Here is a 20,055-nt window from a genome sequence, read left to right as displayed (position 1 = left end):
CCTTGTCTCCAAAGCCTAGAATGTCTAAAAAAGGCTACCAAACCAACTGAAATACCTTTTTCGCTAATCAAAGATCATCTCCTTCATGGCGCTAACGCCTTAATTAAGTTGTGCCGCAAAGCGACGATGGTTTCAATAAATCTTAGCGGCATTATCGCGTATGCAAAAAAGTTCGCCTGCCCTCATTGTGAAGATTGGCATTTCTGGGAACGCCTCGAAAACTGATGATATTGCGATATTTGTGTAACCAATTTCCTCAAAAGTTTCGCCGTTATGTGAAAGTTGTGTCTTCCTCTTGGCGTATATATCGTTAGTGTTGGCTACGAAGATACCAACTGGCTCTGCGCCTCTTACTCTCCACTCGTTGTAGCGCCCCGCAGTAACATTGAGGCTTTCCAAAATGGTCTGTTCGGAAGGTGCGTGACCACCTGAATTTTCTGCGCCTCCGAAGTCAGATGATCCAGAGTCGTCTGCCCGGACAGATAGAACTTGTTCAAATCTGGGTCTGAATATTACGCCAACAGAGCCTGGTAGGTTCATGTTGTGCCTAGGCCAGAAGGCGCAACAGGATCGAGTCTCAGATTGGTAGAAGGCGATTGCATGTTCAAGATCATCTGGAAACTCCACATAGTGCCCCATTACGGCGAAGTGAGAGAAGTGAACAATCACAACACCTCGTTCGGTAAGAAGTTTCTGAAATTTTGACTCGTCCACGTGCAGTTTCCTTTCTGTATATTATCATTAATAAATAACAACGTCCGAAATTGATCAAATTGCGGCCATTGAATCAGATCGAGTGACTGACCGCAATGGGTCGGTTGCGTCAATTCACCACTCTCAAAAGCCGACATTCACTACTGGTGGATTCGTGCCGGAATCGATGGTCTGAGTGGAATCGGAACTGGTTGCTGGAATACACAAAATAGGTTTATTCAATGTGACAAAATTTTCTGGGGTTCCGGCTTACAACCCCAATGAAAACTCTGTTTACAGATTGAAGCTACGTTCAGCGATTCACAACCAAATAGTCTCTTTACGCTTCCAGTTTCAGGGTGTGTTTTCTCAGTAACCTGCAACACCTCACGATAGTGCGTTCCCATTTTAGATTCATGGATTTATGTTTTTGTCGTCGAAATCATTAACCGTGCCGGTACCAATTGCTTGGGATTGATAGCTCAACAATAGTTAAAACAATGAAACAAAATAATTCAAATATCAACACACATTATCTAACAATAAAATAAATTCTATATCACTCCGCTACTGCAACTTCATAGATGATTTGCTCGCTAGTAGGTGTCCTGGGTGCGATAAATTTTTATATCTCGATGAACTGAATATTGCAGGTTATACACAAAACATCCAACTTAGGCCTACCCCAAATGTTAACGCTACAAACTGGGCAGGTATATTTTGTCTTAAAGTTCCTAGGAGGATATATCTCCACTCCGGAAGGGTTGTCTTCCGCAGATAATAAGGACTCAAGATCAACCGAGAGAATTTCAGCCGCCTTGTCATTCAATCCCATTGATTCCAACATATTTTTTATTTTGCTGGGATTCTCAATGCTCGTTGATGTTTCCAGGGGTGTTTCTTTCGATTCTATGGCTTCCATGATTCTTTCTGGTTTACCATATCTAGGTGGTATAGTAGGCAGATACAATTTTCTGCTGACGGAGTATCGATCTATCCACGGCATAAAGAATCCCGATGAAACCAAGTTGCCAGCTTCAATGATAAATTTTCCACGTGGAATAATATAATCTGACATTTTCTCACCGGTTTTTGCTCCACCTTCTTTACCTGTATCAGAAGGCATCAACCCAATGGATTGCATTTTTCTAGACCATTCCCGATTGTGATATCCCCTGCGACCAGGATTACCGAAATGCGCCTGCCATTCGTGACAGAGCTCATGAACCAAAAGACTTAGCAAATCAATCAGTGCGGATTTTGCAAAATAGGTTGGGTTTACGGCCAATTCATCGCAATATTTAGTATCATTACGCCACCTGGCATATGAATAATGTCCCATGACATTCTTCTTTCGCTGCGTAACAAAGATTACAGGTGGCAATTTTGAGTCAAACAAAGTCTCGTTGAAATGATTGAACGCCGCTGTCAGCGTTGAATAAAACTGTGAGGAAGGATCTAATAGATCGCGATTATCCGAAGTCATGATAATAATCTCAGTCAGAATATGGATCGTACGATCCAATTCTAGCAAATTAAAAATGACTATGCCAGAAAGGGGTCCTGTGGAAGAACCCCCAAAAGTGTTCGTTCTGATCTAAGCCTCTTTCCAGAAGTACCGTTTTAAATGTTTTTCAAGCTCATTTGCCATCGCATCCACATCAATATCACCATTGCTTTTTCTAAAATTGTACTTGCCAGTGAATGCAATGTGCGACCAGGCAATGGGTGAGATTCTGGCAAATTCATCGATAATTGCTTGGCTCGTCCCAGCGGCAAGCATCCGTTCATAAACGGTGTTTAAAATAATAGCGTTATAGGGGTCCTGTGGAACAACCCCCATAAGTGTTCGTTCTGATCTAAGCCACTTTTCATCAATACCATTTTAAATAATTTATAAAGTTTATGAGACTGATTTTAAAAGGCATTTTTACACGCAAGATTGGAAACATAATTTCTGAAAGTCTATAGGTTCGTCTTGCAGGTTCAAAAAAACTTCAGGGTTTAGCTGGACTAATCCGTATGAAAATAGGATATGCGCCCCCCTTATTCATCAAGTGATGCATTTAAAAAGCCAGTTCCGATCAATTCATGAAGAAACATAGCTAGAACGAACACTTATGGGGGTTGTTCCACAGGACCCCCTTGATGGAAGTGGTTAAAGCTTATGCCGATGCCACGTCTTCTCTGCAAAACCTGAGTTATTCTGCAACATTGTTGAACGCCGCACAGGAGGCGCTTGCCACCTCTCAACGCCGTTATGATAAGGGTGCTGCAGATATTATGGAGATGCTCACCACCCAAACAGCGTTTGCCGATGCGGCGCAAGAACGGATTAGAACGCTGGCAGAATGGCGGTCGGCACGCTTGCGTTTGTTGGCAGGTAGTGGTGCATTAGGGCGGGATAGGATAGAGAGCGTTGAACAGGGTAAAGTCATTGCTCAATGAACTTATAAGCTTAGACCATTTCATCGTTGACTGGAGCCATCAATCAGGATTCATCGGCTTTTCTGGAAAACTCAACGCTAATAATTGACAAATCGGAAATTTAAAAGAAAACGGCGAACTCAACGCAACTTAATTCCCTCAAAATACCTTTCTAAATCAATCCGAATTGGCATGAAATAAACATTTGCTCCTGCAGCTCCCGCAGTAGCAATGACTCGATTTGCAAATTCAACGTTCCAATCATAATCCGGCCTAAAGTCCTTAGGGAATTTCACTCTATTTTTTACCTCCCAATAATTCATAGAGGCTAGACTGGTAATCGGGCTAATACCAATGTAAGTTTCCAAGCCTTCCATATGTTCTATATATATATCGATCAGTCGATGGTCATAAAAAGGTTGCGAAAAAAATCCAGTTGCACCAGCATCAGCTTTGCGCTGAATATAATCACATTCGTCCAGTAAACCTTTCCGATGCGGATCAAACCCTGCATAAATATTTAACAGCGGAAAGTGATTTCGTAAATCCCGAATCAGATCAACTACGTCTGTATTGTAATAAGCACGCTTTAAACCTTCAGGTGGGTCACCCGTCACCAATAACACACTATCAAGCTGATACATCTCAATAATTCGATGTAATTCGCCATTTTCGATCTTAAAATCTATTGCCCGAAAATGCGGAATAAATCTATATTTATTACGGTCAACTTGTGCAGACAATTCCCAACTCCGAATTTCGAATCGTTGAATATCTGGAACATTGATCAAATTAATGCCATCATCCAGCTTTTGTACAAAGGTATATTGCTCATCGAAAGCATGCAAGCTTCTCGGTACGATTTCAAACGAAATATTCATCAGTGTTTGCTTGCTACATTGGTATTTAAGAGATCATAAGCAGCATTTTACTTTGTAAAAACAAAAAATATTAACTTTGCAAAAAAAAATTCTGGGCAAGTTCGAAAACACTAAGAAATTATGTCGGGAGTTAGCACAAAATGCAGCTATGCAGAACATTTGATTAACCTAACTATTGCGCTCTTCCACTTTAAAAGATTTAGTGCTTCTGATCAGATTAGTCAACAGTTTCGCATGCGATTCGGACCCATCCCACACGGAAGTCAATTCAGAAACTAATTGTTCAAGCTTACTTATTTGCACTTTTTCTTCAACTGCAATAATAATTTGAAAATAAGTGCAAAGACTAGCTGCACCTTTTGTTTTGTTGTGCACACCATTCTTGCGAAACCGACGAATCGCAAAGTAATCAACGCCAGATTTAATAGCTAATTCTCTATTAGACAATGTACAACTACGTAAATTGTCAACTATTTCTTTAGCTAAAACACTCCAAGGTTTTTGCACTTTATTCATATATGCGTGATATAATACTATAAAAGTGCAAATATTGGTAGACCATGATTACATCTAATTATTCATTTAACTCAAACACGCCAATTCAACCTGAAGCTGAACGTATTCCAGAGGTTTTTTGTTGGACAAAAATGGGTACAGAGGCTGGACAACCAATTGAGAAAATTCTTTTGCGGAAGGAACTGGAAAGAGGTGCTGGTAATGGCGTCTTTTCTTGGGGGATTGGAAATTCGCTTGGCAATACTGTTGAGCTTGCACTCAAACAATATAAAAAAATAGATGTTTTATTTTCTCCGATGAAAAGCCCTGCAAAAAATAAAGATGTCTCACCAAATCAGCTATTGTTATGGTTGGATTATTTTGACAATGAGCATGGACAAGTAAATTTACCGAGTCACATGCTCATTACAAGCCGAGGTGATCAGGGTAAAATTGATGGCAAGCGTTCACATTATGCACTTTTTTGTAAGTCTAACGATGACATCACTCGCCAATCATCCTTAGAACCTATTGACGCAAAAAAAGCTAGAAACTTTGCTAGCTCAAATCCACTCGGTGCATCACAAGTTACTGCGCTTGTTCGGTATGATAACTTTCGAGCTGACGCAGTTGAACAACCGTACTCAGTAAAATTTCGAGCGGATTTAAGTGGCGCTGGTTTTATTCGTTTGGCATCACCGATAACTATTACAGGTGAACTAAAATTGCTTTATGCTGAGCTTTGTGATGTATCAACAGTAGAGCAATGGATAGCAGGCATAAAACTTCTACGACAAAGAGCCGAAGAAATGCGCGTCCGTAACGCTAAACAGATGAAAATATTTGAGATTATTTCTCCTTCTAGGGGTCCTGTGGAACAACCCCCATAAGTGTTCGTTCTGATCTAAGCCACTTTTCATCAATACCATTTTAAATAATTTATAAAGTTTATGAGACTGATTTTAAAAGGCATTTTTACACGCAAGATTGGAAACATAATTTCTGAAAGTCTATAGGTTCGTCTTGCAGGTTCAAAAAAACTTCAGGGTTTAGCTGGACTAATCCGTATGAAAATAGGATATGCGCCCCCCTTATTCATCAAGTGATGCATTTAAAAAGCCAGTTCCGATCAATTCATGAAGAAACATAGCTAGAACGAACACTTATGGGGGTTGTTCCACAGGACCCCAGAAAGTTTGTTATTTTAATCAAAAGTTTATAAAAAACGTATATTCTAAGCTTTATTGCTTGATACAGAGATTCCCAGCTAGAAAGTTTATGAGATCTTTCATTTAGTCACGTTTCACTTTACTTGCAATAAATGAGCAAATAGGACAGATGATAACTAAAAATGCCCCAGAACCTTCAAGTAACGTCATCGGTCCAGAATATTTGGCCAAAATAGTTGCTTGGCATTCAGGGCACTCAAATATTTCGTCTTCGGCTGATCGTTGACAAATTTCTACTGCGCTATCCAATGTATCGGAATGTCCAATGGATGTTGATCGATCCCATGCTCCACCATCCAATCGCCTCACATCAAAACCAACAGTTTGGTAATCACTGTTTCGCAGGGTAACTATATATGGAATACCCCACCAGTTACGGTGTGATGCGGGGCGCTCACAATTCGGTGTACAATCAAAATCCTCGGGCAAATCTGGATCAAGGTGAAAACCTTTTGCAACTGTAGGCATGATGCATTTCTTTATATTAAAAATTATAATTATACATATTAGGTCGCTGTTTTCACAAACACTCAATCACTAACCATTTTTGATGACCGTTTAATTCTGGTCTTAAAAGGTACGCCTAACATTTTTTTACGGTTATTTTCGGCTGCTTCAAGTTCTGATACTAATTTAGATAGTCTAATATTTTCAGTTTTCAATGTGTAACCGGACTGCCTAAGCATTGCTTCTGTTTCTTTGAGTGATTGTATCGTTTGGATATTTTGCGTATTCTTTTCTTTCCAGCGTTCTTCTGTGTAGCGTTTTTCTTCATCCAAACGCCGTGCAAACCACTCATTATCTTTATCTCTTGATTTTTGCCATGACAACTCATTTTCGGTATGAAGAGTTGTTATCTCATTTAGTTTGTTCTGAAGCTCATCTACTTCACGAGCCTTTTCATCAAATTGAATTTGCAATGTGTCGATCGTAGACTGCATCTTTTCAGCATAAATACAGGCTTGAGTTAATTCTTCAAGAGACTTTTTTAATGCTTCTTGAGTATTAGTCAGCTCTGTCTGTAGTTCTAAAACAGCGGTGTTTAGTATTGATATTTGATCTGTCAACGTTTTCTCTTGGGCAACATAATTTTTTTCAGCCTCAGAAACCGCCTGTTTCCACACGTGATTAACGCTATCAAGTAATACTAAGGGTATATCGAGTTGCTTATTTTTTTCAAATAGTTTCTCAGCTAAATGTTCCTTCCAAACAGAAATTGCCGACCTTATTGTGGCCGGGTTATTTACACCGATGATCCTTCGTACTGCGTCCATATTTGGAAATTCATTTTCTTCATACAAAATCGTGTCACACGCTTTCATTGCGCGTTCAAAAGTATCTGTTCTTAGTGCCATGGTCATTTCCTGAAATTTAACCTACAGAATTGTACTACTAATTTGTAGTTTTATAGTACAAATTTGTATGTTATGAATTATATAAAATAGATTAGTCGAATAATCTATTTTATAGGTCTTATTCGTTTTTAGGTTTTGAACGTCTGTCGAGTGACACCATTAATGAAAAAACTTGTCGAGTGACACCATTAATGAAAAAATTGACAAAACAGTGAAAAACTTCTGACACAGATAATGAAAATTTTTTGATAATGTGGTCTCTGATTTGTCCGACTATATTGCAAAGTTTCCAGATAGCGGATCGAATCATACGAGAGCAAGAAGTTCCGGCCTCAAGCAACGTGGACGGCAGGGCCAGCGAAAGAATTCACCGTGGAGTGTTGGTGCGATTGCTGGCCAGAGTGACTAAGTCCGACCCCTTGCTGACGGTCGCGTTTCTCAAAAGCGACCAGTCAGTCTAATCCAGATTATGCGAACTGGAGGGCTACAAAGCAGACATTGGCGACCTCACACAATCGGCCACTTTGCGACATTCAAAGATTTCAGCGTATGGCGGCAGTAAATCCGAAAGCAGTCGCTTAACGCTATCAACAAGGGCAAACAAAAGCTTTTGTGAGTCCAGCACCACACAGTAGTGCGAGCCAGCTTGCATTTGTTAAGTGAATTTTTCATGACATTCTATTTAGCGGTGGTAGTTCAATGTGCTCTTGCGCATAGAGGGCAAGGTATTCCCTTTCAAGTGCAGTGGCTTGCTCTTTTGAATCCAGCACACGCCATTTTAGATAAACAGAGTGACCAATATTTGCTACTTGGAATACCGAGGATCTTATTCTTGAACCCTGCTGACCATTTGGAGCATACCTGTAACCGTATACAATCTACAAAGATCGCTATCGCCACCAAGGCAGCCAGTCTTACCAATGTACATAATTCTGCTTAGGCTCTGCAGTCGAGTGAATGGGGCAAGCGTGACGATTGCATATATAGCAGGAGACTCATGTACTTCGCCGCGATTATTTAGTGCTATCTCCCACTCAATTTGATTTTTAAATTCTGAAATTATTTTCTCAATACTCATAAATTCACTTAACGCCGCCGCACTCTGCGGCAAATTTGGAACATAACGGAAAATTTGTCCGACAGCAGTCCTTTTTTAGAGCTTTTTGCAGGTAAATACGCAATACCTAGGAGTTTCCCACTTGGTTCCATACTTTTCTTGGATTTCTTCATTTGGATAGGTCTCATCAAACCCATCAATCGCAAACCCAGATTCCACCAATTTATTTATGTATTCAGATAAAGGGCGATGATGGTAAGGAACACCACTAATTATATTTTCAGCGTCTTTGGTAATAGTGAATGACACATTTTTTGCCATTGGGGTCATGTAGCTGTATTCATTCCCAAAAAAACCTTTATATTCATTATAAAAACACGGATGTGGGATTGAAAATATGAAGTGGCCACCCTTTTTTAAATGCTGACCAACTGAGTGAAAGAAACCCAATAAGTCATCAACCACATGAGCAACCAAGTGGGAAAAAGCAACTTCGTAAATCTCGTCTTTTTCTAATTCAAATGAAGTGCAATTGATTAGTTTTACGTTGGACGTTGTCAAAACTTCTTTGGCCACTTCAAACATCCCTTTGGAAGGCTCAATTGCGGTAACTGATAGACCTATATTAAAGAGCTCTTTTGAGAGATGCCCCGTGCCAGCACCAATCTCAAGAACATTTCTCGGGGAAAGATTTGATATGAGGCTGACAATCAGCGGTTTGAAAACCAAATTGAATGTAAGGTCTGTTCCAGACTCGATTTGTTCACGACGTATTTTTGCCGAGTTACACCACCTATTGGGCATTGGCCAATTCCTTTGATTTTCTAATTATGTCCTTGGCCATTGCTATTATTTGAGGCCCAGAATCGTTATCAAAGATAGTTATCTCATGGTCAGGGTGAACACCCCTGGCAATCGCAAGTTTTTCAGCACCACTGCGATCACCATTGACCAATGTAAACCTAGCTTCTGGCGAAGTGCTTTCATTTGTGACGATAAATGAAGCACCGTTAAGGTTTTCTTTAAGTGCTTCGGACACTTCTCTCGGAGTAATAATTTCAATGCGTGTTCCATTTTCAATTTTTGACCGAAGAATGGATATTAGATTATCGTTTCCTGCAAGCCATGAAACCCGGTTACTTACTACTGTTGCGCTTGTTCCAGTGGAAATAAAATCTTGCATAAATTTAAGTGTGTCCTTGGGCACTTTGTCTGTTTGCGTGTCAGGCAGGTATTTCATTCCCTTTTTCGCAAGCATCAGGATTACAGTGATTATTTCAACAATGACCGATCCAATTAGCCATTCTAAATGTGGCAGCTCCTTTGCATCGGGGAAAAACCAAACATAGCCTATTCCAGCTAGAGTCATGGCAGCCGTCAAACCCGTAATCCACAGAAAAAGGTATAGGGTATGTTTTACTAAACTCTGCATTGTTGTCCTTTGATGGCAAGGGGCGCGCTGCTCACTGAGCTTAAACGAAGCCGCCAAACCCTTGATGAAAACCAAACTTCAAAACCGCCACCGGGCGGCACGTCTCTTTGACTGACTTGTTAGAGGATTTTCCCTTGAGCGATGGACTTTAGCTCAAGGGAAACGCTGTTTCCAAAACTTGAAGCATATGCATGGCAAACCTCAGACCATTGCCCATTTCGATAGAAAGCAAGAACGACTGATTTCAGTCCTTGATAAGATATATTCAATTTTTCGCTGAATTCTTTTTCAAAGTCGTACCAATTAATTTTTACTTCCTCACGCATCATGTTATCAAACATCTCAAATATATCGTGGGCACAATTCAAGTCCGCTGATGACCAGTCAAAATCAACCACTAAGGATGCAGTTGGGTTTTCTGTGTGATTCAATGATTCGGCAAGGAGCTTGACGTGAAACTCCAGCTTCTCAAGCCGGGCAATAATCGCTTCAATATTTTCCATTATGCTTTCCCATCAAGTTTGTATACTTTTGAATTGATCTCAGATAGAGATTCTTGAATCAGGCACTGAACATCAAATGGATCGATAGCTGGTTGAGTGCTATTGATCTCGTAGGTTCTTAGAAGTCCCTGTGCATCCATTACCTTCTGCCGGATAGCGGCGTTATTCCCACTCAATACATGGGAGCTAAGGATGTGGTCAAAATGTGGCCATATTCTCTCCAAAGCATCTTTTATTTTAAATCCGCGAGGAACGTTTGTTTGATCCCTTGGTAGTTTTCGAACCTCCTCTTGGCATCGATATAACGATTCCGTGATACGCATGAGAGAAACTTTTTCAACATCCACCTTGATTTGATCGGAATAGTCTTTGGCTTTTCTTGCTTGATCAAGGGTGAAGAGGGCACCGGCAATCGTAATCATGGCGCCAAGAATTGTGATAATACTGTCGGCTGTCAAGGTGGCTCCTTTATAGGCGCTAACGTAGAGCTAACCGGGCGCGGCCCGGAATGCTGAAAAAACAAAACCCATTATAACCGCGCTCCGGTTGAGAGCTATGTTATATGTCAATTGGCGACGTGCATGTGATCCTCAAGAAGCGTTCGCCCCTTCCAAAGGATGAGAATACAAAAGACCAAAGTCAGAGCGCCGACAGCGATGTGCTTAATGCTGAAAAGATAACCACACCCGAGAATGTCCAGCATAAAGTAGGCCAACACAAGCCAAATGCACAACGAAAACCCGTACAAGAATATTCTGCAATCATTCAGACTGCTCCAGCAACAACCGGAGCCAGCTGGTTTTTTGTGTTCGACAGGTCGGAGGTTGTTGAATGAAATCAAAATCCGGCATTACTCGTCAAAGACGCTTACCCTTTCCGCAAACGATTGTTCCCGCCTTAAAACAGCAATTGCAGAAAGTAATCGCTGCACATGAGACCGACCTGAAGACTAAGTTTGCCGGTACTTTTTTGCCGGATCAATTGGATCGTAAGCATAAGAACGCTGTTAAAGAGTTTATCTGGCAATAATTATTTCCAACCCAATCGTTAACTTTGTTGGCCGAAGCGCAGGAATATAGGAGTTATAACATTCATGAATCGGTTGTACAAAAAGCGTTCAAAAAAGCAGTGAATGACGCCAAAATCACTAAACGGGCTTCGGCATACCTTCAGGAATTCCTTTGCCAGTCATTTATTGCAGGCAAACTACGATATCCGCACGATTCAGAAATATTGGGGCACAGCGATTTAAGAACGACGATGATTATACCCATAGGGTGCAAAGTTGATTAGCTAAAATCGAAAGTCCGCTTTATGCTTTATTGCTGCCGCTCGGAAATATGGGGTCAATGACCGCATGGGGTCGCTATGGATAGCTATCCATAGCGACCCCTATGTATAGTGCCCAACTATGTGTAGATCAAAATGGACGTTGCTTGCAAGGCACGATGTTATTGATATTTCCCCCTATCTTTATCAATTAGCTTGACATAGTTTTACCGATCTCCCGAAGTGGAATCTTACCCACTACAGGAGATTCTAATGAAATCTGATCACCATACAAGCAGTTGGCTGTTTGAAAGTCCATTAACACCCTTCGTTGATGCATTTATGCTGCACTTGTTTGATTGCCGCTATGCATCAAACACCATTGCTAATTACCTAGCTGGCCTAACGCATTTTGCTCACTGGCTTACCGAGAGCTCTATTGATGTCAAAACTATCGACGAAGGGATAATTCAGCATTTTCTGGATGACCATCTGCCAAACTGTTGCTGCGAGCAACCGGCATTTTCTAATGCCAAAGATTTACATGCGGCGCTGGGACATTTACTGGTGCTCCTGCGAGCCAATGCCATCATCGCCGATCCATCAATAGGCCAAACGCCGGTAGATGAGGAATTGAGGCGATTCGATGATCACATGAACCACGTTCGTGGACTCGCTTCAAAAACTCGTAAACACTATCTTTCTATCGTTCGCTGCCTACTGTTGGCACAGTTTGCTGATCGAGCAGTGGTGATTGCCGCCATCAAACCCGAACAGATTCGCCAGTTTGTCGTCAGCCAAAGTGCACGATGTACTGTGCCTGCCAGTATCAGCGCACCGGTTTCGGCATTACGTAGCTATTTTCGGTATCGCGCTACGCTGGGCGATGCAGTTCATCATCTGATCGGCGTCACCAGTTTTCCGGCCAATTGGCAACAAGCCTCGCTGCCGAAAACACTGACTAAGAGTGAGATCAAACGCTTGCTAGGCGCACTTGAACATGACGGATCAGCGGCACTCCGAACTGCCGCCATCGTGCATTGTGCATTGGACTTAGGCTTGCGCAGTAGCGAGGTGGCTTATCTTGGCCTGGATGACATTGACTGGTCGGCAGCCACTATTACTTTACGTGGTACCAAGGGACGACGTGAAGATGTCATGCCCTTGCCGACGGCCACCGGTCAAGCTATTGCTGATTACCTGAAGTATGAACGCCCCCCTACCAGCAATCGTGCGGTGTTTGTGCGTAATATGGCGCCACGAGATCAGCCCGTCGGGCCTGATCTGATCCGAAAATCGATCCGTCAGGCTTATGCGCGAGCGGGCTTACCTTACACGCGGTCGCATTTATTACGGCATACCATGGCCAGCAGACTCCTGGAAAGTGGTAGTTCCCTCAAAGAAGTGGCGGATGTCTTGCGGCATCGCTCGCTCAATACCACGCTGGTTTATGCCAAACTCGACAGCCGGAACCTGGCAACGGTTGCCTTGCCTTGGCCTGGGGTTGTGTCATGAATACCACTATCGAGATGACCACCCACGCTGAAAATTACTTGAGCGAACGTCGGCAACTGGGCTTTGGTTTACGTAACCCAGGCTATGCCGTACTCAGTTTTGCTCACTATATTGATGCACTGAATACCCAAGAACCGCTCACTGTCGAGATGATGGCAAATTGGGCTCGACAAGACCAGGGACATAGTGATGATCCTGCTACTTGGGCAAGGCGACTGAAGAATTTGCGCTCCTTTTGTCGCTACCTGCAACAATTTGAACCGCGCACCGAGGTACCCGATGACAGCATCTTTGGCCGAGTCGGCCAGCGGTTGGCCCCGCACATTTATAGTGAGCTGGAGATTATCGATTTGCTGGCCGCCGCGCATAGCCTGGATTCCTTTATTCCAGGCTTGCGGGGTGCCACTTACGAAACATTGTTCGGGTTACTCGCGTCCACGGGGCTGCGAATTTCCGAAGCCTTGCATTTACTGGATTCTGATGTCGATTTAAAGGCTGGCATACTCGCCATACGGCAAACCAAGTTTGCCAAATCACGTTATGTGCCGCTCCATCCCAGCTGTATAGAGGTACTTAAGCGGTATCGGTCGCAACGCAACATCCATATCTCTGTCACGGAAGATACGCCATTTTTCATCAGTACCCGAGGACGACTTCTGGGGCAAAGACTGGATTCTCGACAAGTTCATCGGGTATTTATCCAATTGCGTAACCAACTGGGCTGGATCAATCGGGGTAACCACGATGGCCCTCGCATTCACGACTTACGACATACATTTGTCGTTCGCCGCATACTGCTATGGCAGGCACAAGGTATGGATGTCGACCGACAGATGTTGGCTTTATCCACCTATGTCGGGCATGCCATGATCACCAATACCTACTGGTATCTGACGGGTATTCCTGAACTCATGGCAGTCGCTGCAAACCGGTTTGAAACCTTTGCGCAGCTACCGGAGACTAGCCATGACTGAAACCAAGGCCCCACATCCTATTTCCTTCCCCGCTTTAGTCCAGCAGTTTTTTACCGAATATCTGGTCAATCAACGTGCCATGAGTCCACGTACGATTGCCTCGTATCGGGACGCCATGTTGCTTTTCCTGGACTTCGCCCAGCATCGCCTGGGGAAAATGCCGACAACCTTGAATCTGGCCGATATTACACCGAATTTGATCCTAGCCTTCTTGGATCATTTAGAACAACAACGCCACAATGCGGTGCGTAGCCGGAATTTGAGGCTGACAGCCTTGCGCGCATTTTTGAAATTCGCTGCCCGACGTGATGTGTCGTCTTTTTTCGTCATTGAACAGGCGCTAGGTATCCCCATGAAACGGTTCGAACGCCCCATGCTGGGATTCCTGAGTCGCGAAGAAATGTTGGCGATCTTGGATCAACCCGGCGAAACCTGGACGTCCCAGCGAGATCATCTATTGCTGACTCTGCTTTACAATACCGGTGCACGCGTTTCCGAAATCATTGGCGTCAAGGTCGGCGACGTCGTCATGAGTGAATCGGCTTGTATCCACTTGCGTGGCAAGGGTCGTAAACAGCGTTCGACGCCTTTATGGAAAAGTACAGTCCAAGAAATCCGAGCTTGGTTGAAACGTAATCCAGTATTAGGTGCTGATGCCGCGTTACTACCCAACCGTGATGGCAATCCGATGACACGTTGCAATGTTACCCAGCGACTCAATATTGCAGTCGCTCATGCAGCCCAAACCGTCAAAAGTCTTTCCAAACGAAACATATCGCCGCATACCATTCGTCATACCACGGCCATGCATCTGCTACAGTCTGGCGTGGCGTTTAACGTGATTGCCTTATGGCTGGGACACGAAAGCACAACCACTACCCATCGGTATGTTGAAGCCGACTTGGCGATGAAGAGTAAAGCTCTGGCAAGGCTACAGCCGCCTGAAACAACAAATTGCCGTTACAATCCTGATGATACATTGATGCAGTTTCTTCAGGCACTTTAACTATGTAAAGCGTGCTGCCAGTAAAGTCAGGCAGCGCGCTGGTTGTAGTTCAAAATAAATTGTAACTACACATAGTTGGCCACTATACATAGGGGTCGTCTGGCGACCGTCCACTCTTCAACCTCGTCGCCAGAAAGCGGTCAGTGAATCCTGATTCCCTAAAGCGGCCAGTCGTCAATGAGTGCAGCCGACCCACAAGAGACGTTCGCCCTTCGATGGCATTAAGGGCAGCTATCAGGGGTATTGCTGACGCTGGTTTCCACACCACGAAAGAGTACTGATCGGCCTCAGCAGTTATTCGGCCTGACCAAAGTCTACCATTCGCCGATGGCGGCTTTCTTTAGATTCTAAAGACGTACAGCGGCTAAGACTCAAAGAGATGAAAGCCAGATGAACCAAATTACGAGCGAGGAGACTTTCTTGTCAGAAGAGAGCAAAAAAATAAATCCGAAGAAACTCCAATCCCTTGCACCTTTCCTCCGGATAGACAAAATCCGTCCAGGTGATGTCTTACTGACTCGCGGCCGAGCCGCTCGGTCGACATTCATCGCAAAAGCTACCAGAGGAGAGTTTTCCCATGCCGCGATTTTTCTTCCACTGGAATACGCGCTACAGCCGACACTTGTGGAAGCGGATGGGTTGGGTGTCGGTTTTACAAACCTGCCCTTGTTGTTTCTTTCAAGCACGGAGTTCGGAAACTTCTCTGTGTACTCAATTCCAGATGCTCCCAAGGCCTACAAGCTGCTTCGGCATCCCGCAATCGAGAGCAAGACTCCCAAGCAACTCCTTAAAGCTGCGTCAGACTTGCAAGAGAAGGTGCTCTTTCGCCGCTACTCTATTCTCTCACGACTGATCAAGCCGGTAGATCTTTCAGACCGGATCGAGGAGATCTCAGAACAAGTGGTCAAGCTCATGGAAAGCCGGAAAGGGGTATCGAGCCATACAGGAGTATTTTGCTCAGAGCTGGTAGCGATGTACTTCGACGCTCTGGGCATCACGCTATTCAAGAAGCCGAGGAGCGCTGAGAGCGTGTCACCTAACCACCTCGACGAAAACTCAAGCCTGCTGAAAGAAGTTCCGGAGGCATTCATTGACCTATCGCAATTGGAGCATATTGAAGGCGAGTTGAGCGATTTTTGCTACCCAGAGCGAAAGGAATTATTACCCGCAATCGTAAAGCAACGGCAAGGGACTGAAGACATTATCGGAAAACTGAAGGAATTTGAAGCGTTGGTCCAGTCGAGATTATCTGAGCAATCGATCGCAAGCCAGGAGATGGGCCAACAGATTTACGATCAAATTGTCCAGTCCGCTACACAGGCAGGTGACTGGGGTCAATACGAGCTAGTCAACAAGTACCTAACATTCGCCAATGAAGTCTATCTGTGGAATCACCTGGAGAAGCAAACTTACGCCCGCGATCAGCAATTCTCTAAACCTGATGTGTCTTTTGAAGAGCGTGCAGACTGGACCCAAGCCTGCCTCAAGCTTACCGAAATAACGTTGTCGCTTCGCTCAAAGACTCAACGGGCTTACTTACGTACCAGCTTGCTTTTCTCCCTGAAGGTAATTCGCCATCAAATTAGAGATAAGACAACGTCTTGGCACGCGCGATTGTCACTTAAGCGCAAAAGGCGTGCTATGTTAATGGACTACCGCTCACATCATGCTACCTATGCTGCTAGAGATCTATTGGTAAGTAAGCTTCAGAAAACAGAGCCTTTGTCACCTATGATACTTGCCCACATTGAAGAAGTGATTCGGGACGCGAAGCTTGCCGCGATGATGGAATCCGGCATTGACCCCGACTGTATTCCCGAAAACCGCCATTCGGGGGAATGAAGTAAGCGCCAAACATGACTGGCAGCTTTGGTCAACTTACATGCAGCCAAGAAGTTCGCCAGTGGCCGCTAATGCGCAGAGATCTGCCGTTCGACAGTGCTGGTTTTGCGGGATGCCAATGACTTTTGATGGCCGATTGTGTGAGGTCGCCAATGTCTGCTTTGTAGCCCTCCAGTTCGCATAATCTGGGTCGAAAATTGACGCCGAAATGCTGCTTTAAGAATCACTAAAGCAAACTATTCTTAAAATCTGATAAAGCAGCTCAAGCTGTATACTATGTCCTATATTTATACGTATGTTGGCTGTACCCGTTATATGTCGTCAAATTGTAGCTTCGCTCCCAATGGGCCATTTATTAATGATAATTGAACCTGATTATCTAGAATTGTATAGCTATATTCTCTCGTAGAAGGAATGCATGCAAACCGGGGCGGTCAAAGCCAAACTTTTGAAGTGATGTTGCCGATAGGTTGCGTCACCGTATTTCCCGCCGAAAGCCTGGATACGAGAGCCAGAAACGTTTGTTCCCATTTTTAGTTTATTTACCTCCTCCGGCTTGCATGCACCCCTTATATCGCTTGCATTTGAGAATTATTGAACTATATTTCTAATAGAGCAACAGTGGACAGTTACTAGGCTAAGGTCATAAAGTTTTTAGTAAAATTTTTGGTTAGGTTGGGGCTAGCTAAATTATTTGTATATCAGAAATCATGGCGGATATTTGATTTAAAGGTTATTGCTACTAATCTTGGCATTGACCAGACCAAGTTTTTTAAACTAAACGTTACTAGACTCGAACAAGAAACATCAATTAATGCTAATCAATACCGATACTAATCGTCAACTTTCAACAACAATCGACCAGGTAAGTCTTTCAGACATAGCTCCGATTTTTAACCTGATCCAAGATTACAGTGCTCAAGGTTATTTCAATAATTTTTATTTGCAACCTCGATACCAAGCAGGATTAGGTATTCAGTTGTTTTCAATGTTGTTACTAGATCGTATTCGACTACCTGATGGCAGTTGGCATAAAACACACATGCGGGTAGCAAAAATATCTCATGAAGTTGTGGGCTTCATTATTATGCGGAGACTTCCAGGCTCAAAAAATCGCCATGAAATATATATGTGTGCTGTTGATGAGCTCCATTGTAGGCAGGGTTTGGGCAATCGTCTAATTAAAAAGGCTATTGTCAATTTAGAGGAGGATGCGATTATAGTTGCTGAATGTCTACCAAAAGCTAGACCAATGAAACAATTGTTACATAGTATCGGATTAAAATCGGTCAGAAAGGATATAAAAAATGGCATCGAAAAATTTGAAGGTTGTGTAGCTAACATCAAATTCTATAATTGAGCCACGCTTCCGGTAACTCAATTCTAAAAGGACAAGCGGCATGTTATTAATTATAAAAAATTTGTGTCCATGTGTTCAATATGAAGAAATTGAAAACTTCCTAGCGCCCGCATTGAAAAAAAGACTATTCAGAAAAGTTGGTACTATTGAAGACATTAAGATTATTCAACTGATTAGCAAAGAAAAGAAAATCATTAAAAGGAACGCAATAATTAGAGTTTCTAATAAACCGGCAGAGAAAATAGTCAAGTTATTGAAAGAAAAAATCGGTGGCAATCAGCACTTGATTGAAATTTATCATACCAGAATATGGAGTAATGACAGGCGCTTTAACCTTGACCGGTTCTATCCAGAAGATAGACGGCAAGGCGAACGCCGCCGTTACTACCTTAAATCTAAATAGCCAATTAGCACCCAGCTATCTAAAGGAGTTGATCCGATCCTTACCTTAACCCATCAAAAGACAGTCATGATAAAAAGTAATTATCAAAAGCCATCTCCGCAAACTCAAGAAGAAGCGTTGAAAGTTGCAAAAAGCATTCAACGTCCTGCTCAAACCAAAGAACAAACCAAGCTGATCTCTCAAGGTATCCAGCAAGGCATTGATCTTTATAAAAGACAGCAAAAAGAAAAAGCGAGGGAACTAAACAAAACGCGCAAAAAATTGGCAAATCAGAGGGAAAATACAGTTGAGCAGAATGATTCTGAAGGACAGGAAATAATTGTGTATCAACAACACTGGTTGCCCTGGTTGTTGCTTATTCTTACCTGGCTAGGTTTCGGAATATATTTCCTCCTCAAACCTTAGTCATTTGCTAAATTAAATGCCAAAATTGATTGGCAAAAAATACCCCCACCTAAAGCGCAAGGTGGAGGCTAAAGAGGGAACAGCAAGGAGAGAAACAACATAAAACTAATTACGACAGGGAGTTCCAAAATCCAGATTGCTAGATATGGATGCAAAGCTAAATAGCAATGTGGAAATAATAAATTCGCCTGACATAAAACCAAATGTACCTGTCAAAAATAACAGGCTAACCATAATGTCTCTGTGTAAATTGTCAAATTTCATAAAATACCTAAATCACTAATCTTGAGTTAAATGATAGGTTATTCTAAGTTTTTCACAATACCTGGTTTTATATATAAATCGTTTCACATATTGAAATAATGGTTTTATTACATTATAAATTTGTTGCACTATGATTAAGATTTACGCTTGATGTAGACTGCTTAAATGACCAAATCTGAACTCATTGCCTTAATTTCCAGCAAACAGCCACACTTCGACATAAAAGACGTGGCGCTTGCAATCAACAATATTGTGCAAACATTGACCGAAACTTTAGCATCCTACAATAGAATTGAAAAAAGCGAGTGCCGGATTCAACCGTAAAGATTTTAGTCCGTCCTTGGCCTAAAATCGGTCTACACCGGCACGGCTTAATGTCTTCGACGCCCTGGCCGTCCACGTCGCTCGAAGGTAGGACTTCTTGCTCTCTTATGACTCTACGCGCTATCGGGAGGCCTTGCAGGTTTTCCATGAAAACCCGCCCGGCACCTGTGCGCTTCCAGGGACTATTTGGACGACACTCGCTATCGCGTAGTTTCCTGTCCAAACAGCGTTCGCGGTTTTGGTAGTTTTGAATCATTATCACGAAAGGCACGTATTGGTCGTAATCCAAAACAGGTGAATAATACACCTTCTATACTGGAATGATCTGCAAGCTTGATTCTACCGTCATAAAAACAGGTGGCAAAAATAATAAAGTCCTATACTCGCTTGGCTTAAACCAAAATATCTCAGAAAAATAGAATAATAAAGTCAATGCTTCACGCTTACTCCGACTCAAAAAGGTTTTAACACATGGTTTGCGGCGATTGATGACAAATTAATTCGTAAACTGGCTGATGGCGAATTATGTTTAGATCAAGATGATGATGAAGTTGCAAGCATCGATCTTTAAATAGCTTTCAGTTGTAAAAACCGTTCTTATTTACAAAGACTACTGAACTT

General features: G+C 42.8%; 24 protein-coding genes. 12 read left to right on the top strand and 12 right to left on the bottom strand.

Features of this window, described 5'->3' with window-relative positions; translation table 11 throughout:
* Nucleotides 1-132: 132 nt before the first annotated feature.
* The 3 genes from ABH008_RS23755 to ABH008_RS23745 form a co-directional block, all read right to left on the bottom strand.
* Entirely contained in the window at nt 133-714 is a 582-nt protein-coding gene (locus tag ABH008_RS23755; protein WP_347990133.1) for a hypothetical protein, read from the bottom strand.
* Between the two features lie 604 nt (nt 715-1,318).
* Complete coding sequence (locus ABH008_RS23750; RefSeq protein ID WP_347990132.1) at nt 1,319-2,179, bottom strand: SprT-like domain-containing protein; 861 nt, start codon at nt 2,177-2,179, stop codon at nt 1,319-1,321.
* 111 nt (nt 2,180-2,290) lie between these two features.
* Nucleotides 2,291-2,536 (bottom strand): hypothetical protein, encoded by a 246-nt coding sequence (locus ABH008_RS23745; RefSeq protein ID WP_347990131.1) that lies wholly within the window; start codon nt 2,534-2,536, stop codon nt 2,291-2,293.
* A gap of 305 nt (nt 2,537-2,841) precedes the next feature.
* Here ABH008_RS23745 and ABH008_RS23740 point away from each other — a divergent pair, with 305 nt between their 5' ends.
* Nucleotides 2,842-3,141, top strand: coding sequence for a TolC family protein (locus tag ABH008_RS23740; protein WP_347990130.1), 300 nt, complete (start codon nt 2,842-2,844; stop codon nt 3,139-3,141).
* Nucleotides 3,142-3,260: 119 nt separating this feature from the next.
* On the opposite strand, the gene ABH008_RS23735 is transcribed toward ABH008_RS23740, so the two are convergent.
* Both ABH008_RS23735 and ABH008_RS23730 read right to left on the bottom strand, forming a co-directional pair.
* The gene (locus ABH008_RS23735; protein WP_347990129.1) at nt 3,261-4,001 is read right to left on the bottom strand and encodes a methylenetetrahydrofolate reductase; all 741 of its coding nucleotides are present in this window, start codon (nt 3,999-4,001) and stop codon (nt 3,261-3,263) included.
* Nucleotides 4,002-4,169: 168 nt separating this feature from the next.
* Nucleotides 4,170-4,517 carry a hypothetical protein gene (locus tag ABH008_RS23730; protein ID WP_347990128.1) on the bottom strand — a complete coding sequence of 116 codons (348 nt, stop codon included), beginning with the start codon at nt 4,515-4,517 and terminating at the stop codon, nt 4,170-4,172.
* A 44-nt stretch (nt 4,518-4,561) separates the two neighbouring features.
* Here ABH008_RS23730 and ABH008_RS23725 point away from each other — a divergent pair, with 44 nt between their 5' ends.
* Nucleotides 4,562-5,386: a hypothetical protein gene (locus tag ABH008_RS23725; RefSeq protein WP_347990127.1), complete on the top strand. Its 825-nt coding sequence runs from the start codon at nt 4,562-4,564 to the stop codon at nt 5,384-5,386.
* A 402-nt stretch (nt 5,387-5,788) separates the two neighbouring features.
* Here ABH008_RS23725 and ABH008_RS23720 read toward each other — a convergent pair whose 3' ends face one another.
* The 7 genes from ABH008_RS23720 to ABH008_RS23690 all read right to left on the bottom strand — a co-directional run bounded on the left by ABH008_RS23720 (nt 5,789) and on the right by ABH008_RS23690 (nt 10,530).
* A complete protein-coding gene (locus ABH008_RS23720; RefSeq protein ID WP_347990126.1) occupies nt 5,789-6,193 on the bottom strand; it encodes a hypothetical protein in 405 nt (134 codons plus the stop codon).
* A gap of 62 nt (nt 6,194-6,255) precedes the next feature.
* The gene (locus ABH008_RS23715; protein WP_347990125.1) at nt 6,256-7,080 is read right to left on the bottom strand and encodes a DNA-binding protein; all 825 of its coding nucleotides are present in this window, start codon (nt 7,078-7,080) and stop codon (nt 6,256-6,258) included.
* An 826-nt stretch (nt 7,081-7,906) separates the two neighbouring features.
* The gene (locus ABH008_RS23710) at nt 7,907-8,158 is read right to left on the bottom strand and encodes a hypothetical protein (RefSeq protein WP_347990124.1); all 252 of its coding nucleotides are present in this window, start codon (nt 8,156-8,158) and stop codon (nt 7,907-7,909) included.
* A 75-nt stretch (nt 8,159-8,233) separates the two neighbouring features.
* Nucleotides 8,234-8,941, bottom strand: coding sequence for a methyltransferase domain-containing protein (locus ABH008_RS23705; protein WP_347990123.1), 708 nt, complete (start codon nt 8,939-8,941; stop codon nt 8,234-8,236).
* On the bottom strand, nt 8,931-9,569 hold the full coding sequence (locus tag ABH008_RS23700) for a hypothetical protein (RefSeq protein WP_347990122.1): 639 nt from the start codon (nt 9,567-9,569) through the stop codon (nt 8,931-8,933). Before ABH008_RS23700 ends, ABH008_RS23705 begins: the two co-directional genes overlap by 11 nt.
* 119 nt (nt 9,570-9,688) lie before the next feature.
* Complete coding sequence (locus ABH008_RS23695) at nt 9,689-10,072, bottom strand: DUF1878 family protein (RefSeq protein WP_347990121.1); 384 nt, start codon at nt 10,070-10,072, stop codon at nt 9,689-9,691.
* Complete coding sequence (locus ABH008_RS23690; protein WP_347990120.1) at nt 10,072-10,530, bottom strand: hypothetical protein; 459 nt, start codon at nt 10,528-10,530, stop codon at nt 10,072-10,074. Before ABH008_RS23690 ends, ABH008_RS23695 begins: the two co-directional genes overlap by 1 nt.
* A gap of 104 nt (nt 10,531-10,634) precedes the next feature.
* On the opposite strand from ABH008_RS23690, the gene ABH008_RS23685 reads away from it, so the two are divergent.
* From ABH008_RS23685 to ABH008_RS23640, 10 genes are all read left to right on the top strand, one after another.
* Nucleotides 10,635-10,907, top strand: a complete 273-nt coding sequence (locus tag ABH008_RS23685; RefSeq protein ID WP_347990119.1) for a hypothetical protein — start codon at nt 10,635-10,637, stop codon at nt 10,905-10,907.
* A complete protein-coding gene (locus ABH008_RS23680; protein ID WP_347990118.1) occupies nt 10,904-11,101 on the top strand; it encodes a hypothetical protein in 198 nt (65 codons plus the stop codon). Before ABH008_RS23685 ends, ABH008_RS23680 begins: the two co-directional genes overlap by 4 nt.
* Nucleotides 11,102-11,614: 513 nt before the next feature.
* Nucleotides 11,615-12,856 carry a site-specific integrase gene (locus ABH008_RS23675; RefSeq protein WP_347990117.1) on the top strand — a complete coding sequence of 414 codons (1,242 nt, stop codon included), beginning with the start codon at nt 11,615-11,617 and terminating at the stop codon, nt 12,854-12,856.
* Nucleotides 12,853-13,830, top strand: a complete 978-nt coding sequence (locus ABH008_RS23670) for a tyrosine-type recombinase/integrase (protein WP_347990116.1) — start codon at nt 12,853-12,855, stop codon at nt 13,828-13,830. Before ABH008_RS23675 ends, ABH008_RS23670 begins: the two co-directional genes overlap by 4 nt.
* Nucleotides 13,823-14,836 carry a site-specific integrase gene (locus ABH008_RS23665; protein WP_347990318.1) on the top strand — a complete coding sequence of 338 codons (1,014 nt, stop codon included), beginning with the start codon at nt 13,823-13,825 and terminating at the stop codon, nt 14,834-14,836. The genes ABH008_RS23670 and ABH008_RS23665 overlap by 8 nt, the downstream gene beginning before the upstream one ends.
* Nucleotides 14,837-15,256: 420 nt before the next feature.
* Nucleotides 15,257-16,678 (top strand): hypothetical protein, encoded by a 1,422-nt coding sequence (locus ABH008_RS23660; protein WP_347990115.1) that lies wholly within the window; start codon nt 15,257-15,259, stop codon nt 16,676-16,678.
* An 814-nt stretch (nt 16,679-17,492) separates the two neighbouring features.
* Nucleotides 17,493-18,038, top strand: coding sequence for a GNAT family N-acetyltransferase (locus ABH008_RS23655; protein WP_347990114.1), 546 nt, complete (start codon nt 17,493-17,495; stop codon nt 18,036-18,038).
* Between the two features lie 40 nt (nt 18,039-18,078).
* Nucleotides 18,079-18,441 carry a hypothetical protein gene (locus ABH008_RS23650; RefSeq protein ID WP_347990113.1) on the top strand — a complete coding sequence of 121 codons (363 nt, stop codon included), beginning with the start codon at nt 18,079-18,081 and terminating at the stop codon, nt 18,439-18,441.
* A gap of 66 nt (nt 18,442-18,507) precedes the next feature.
* A complete protein-coding gene (locus ABH008_RS23645; protein WP_347990112.1) occupies nt 18,508-18,846 on the top strand; it encodes a DUF2956 domain-containing protein in 339 nt (112 codons plus the stop codon).
* A 429-nt stretch (nt 18,847-19,275) separates the two neighbouring features.
* Nucleotides 19,276-19,434 (top strand): HU family DNA-binding protein, encoded by a 159-nt coding sequence (locus ABH008_RS23640; RefSeq protein WP_347990111.1) that lies wholly within the window; start codon nt 19,276-19,278, stop codon nt 19,432-19,434.
* The last annotated feature ends 621 nt before the right edge of the window (nt 19,435-20,055 follow it).

This window comes from Methylomonas sp. AM2-LC (genome assembly GCF_039904985.1).
Classification (GTDB): Bacteria; Pseudomonadota; Gammaproteobacteria; order Methylococcales; family Methylomonadaceae; genus Methylomonas.
Note: the sequence above shows the minus strand (reverse complement) of the source record. Positions and strands in the feature narration are given on the sequence as shown.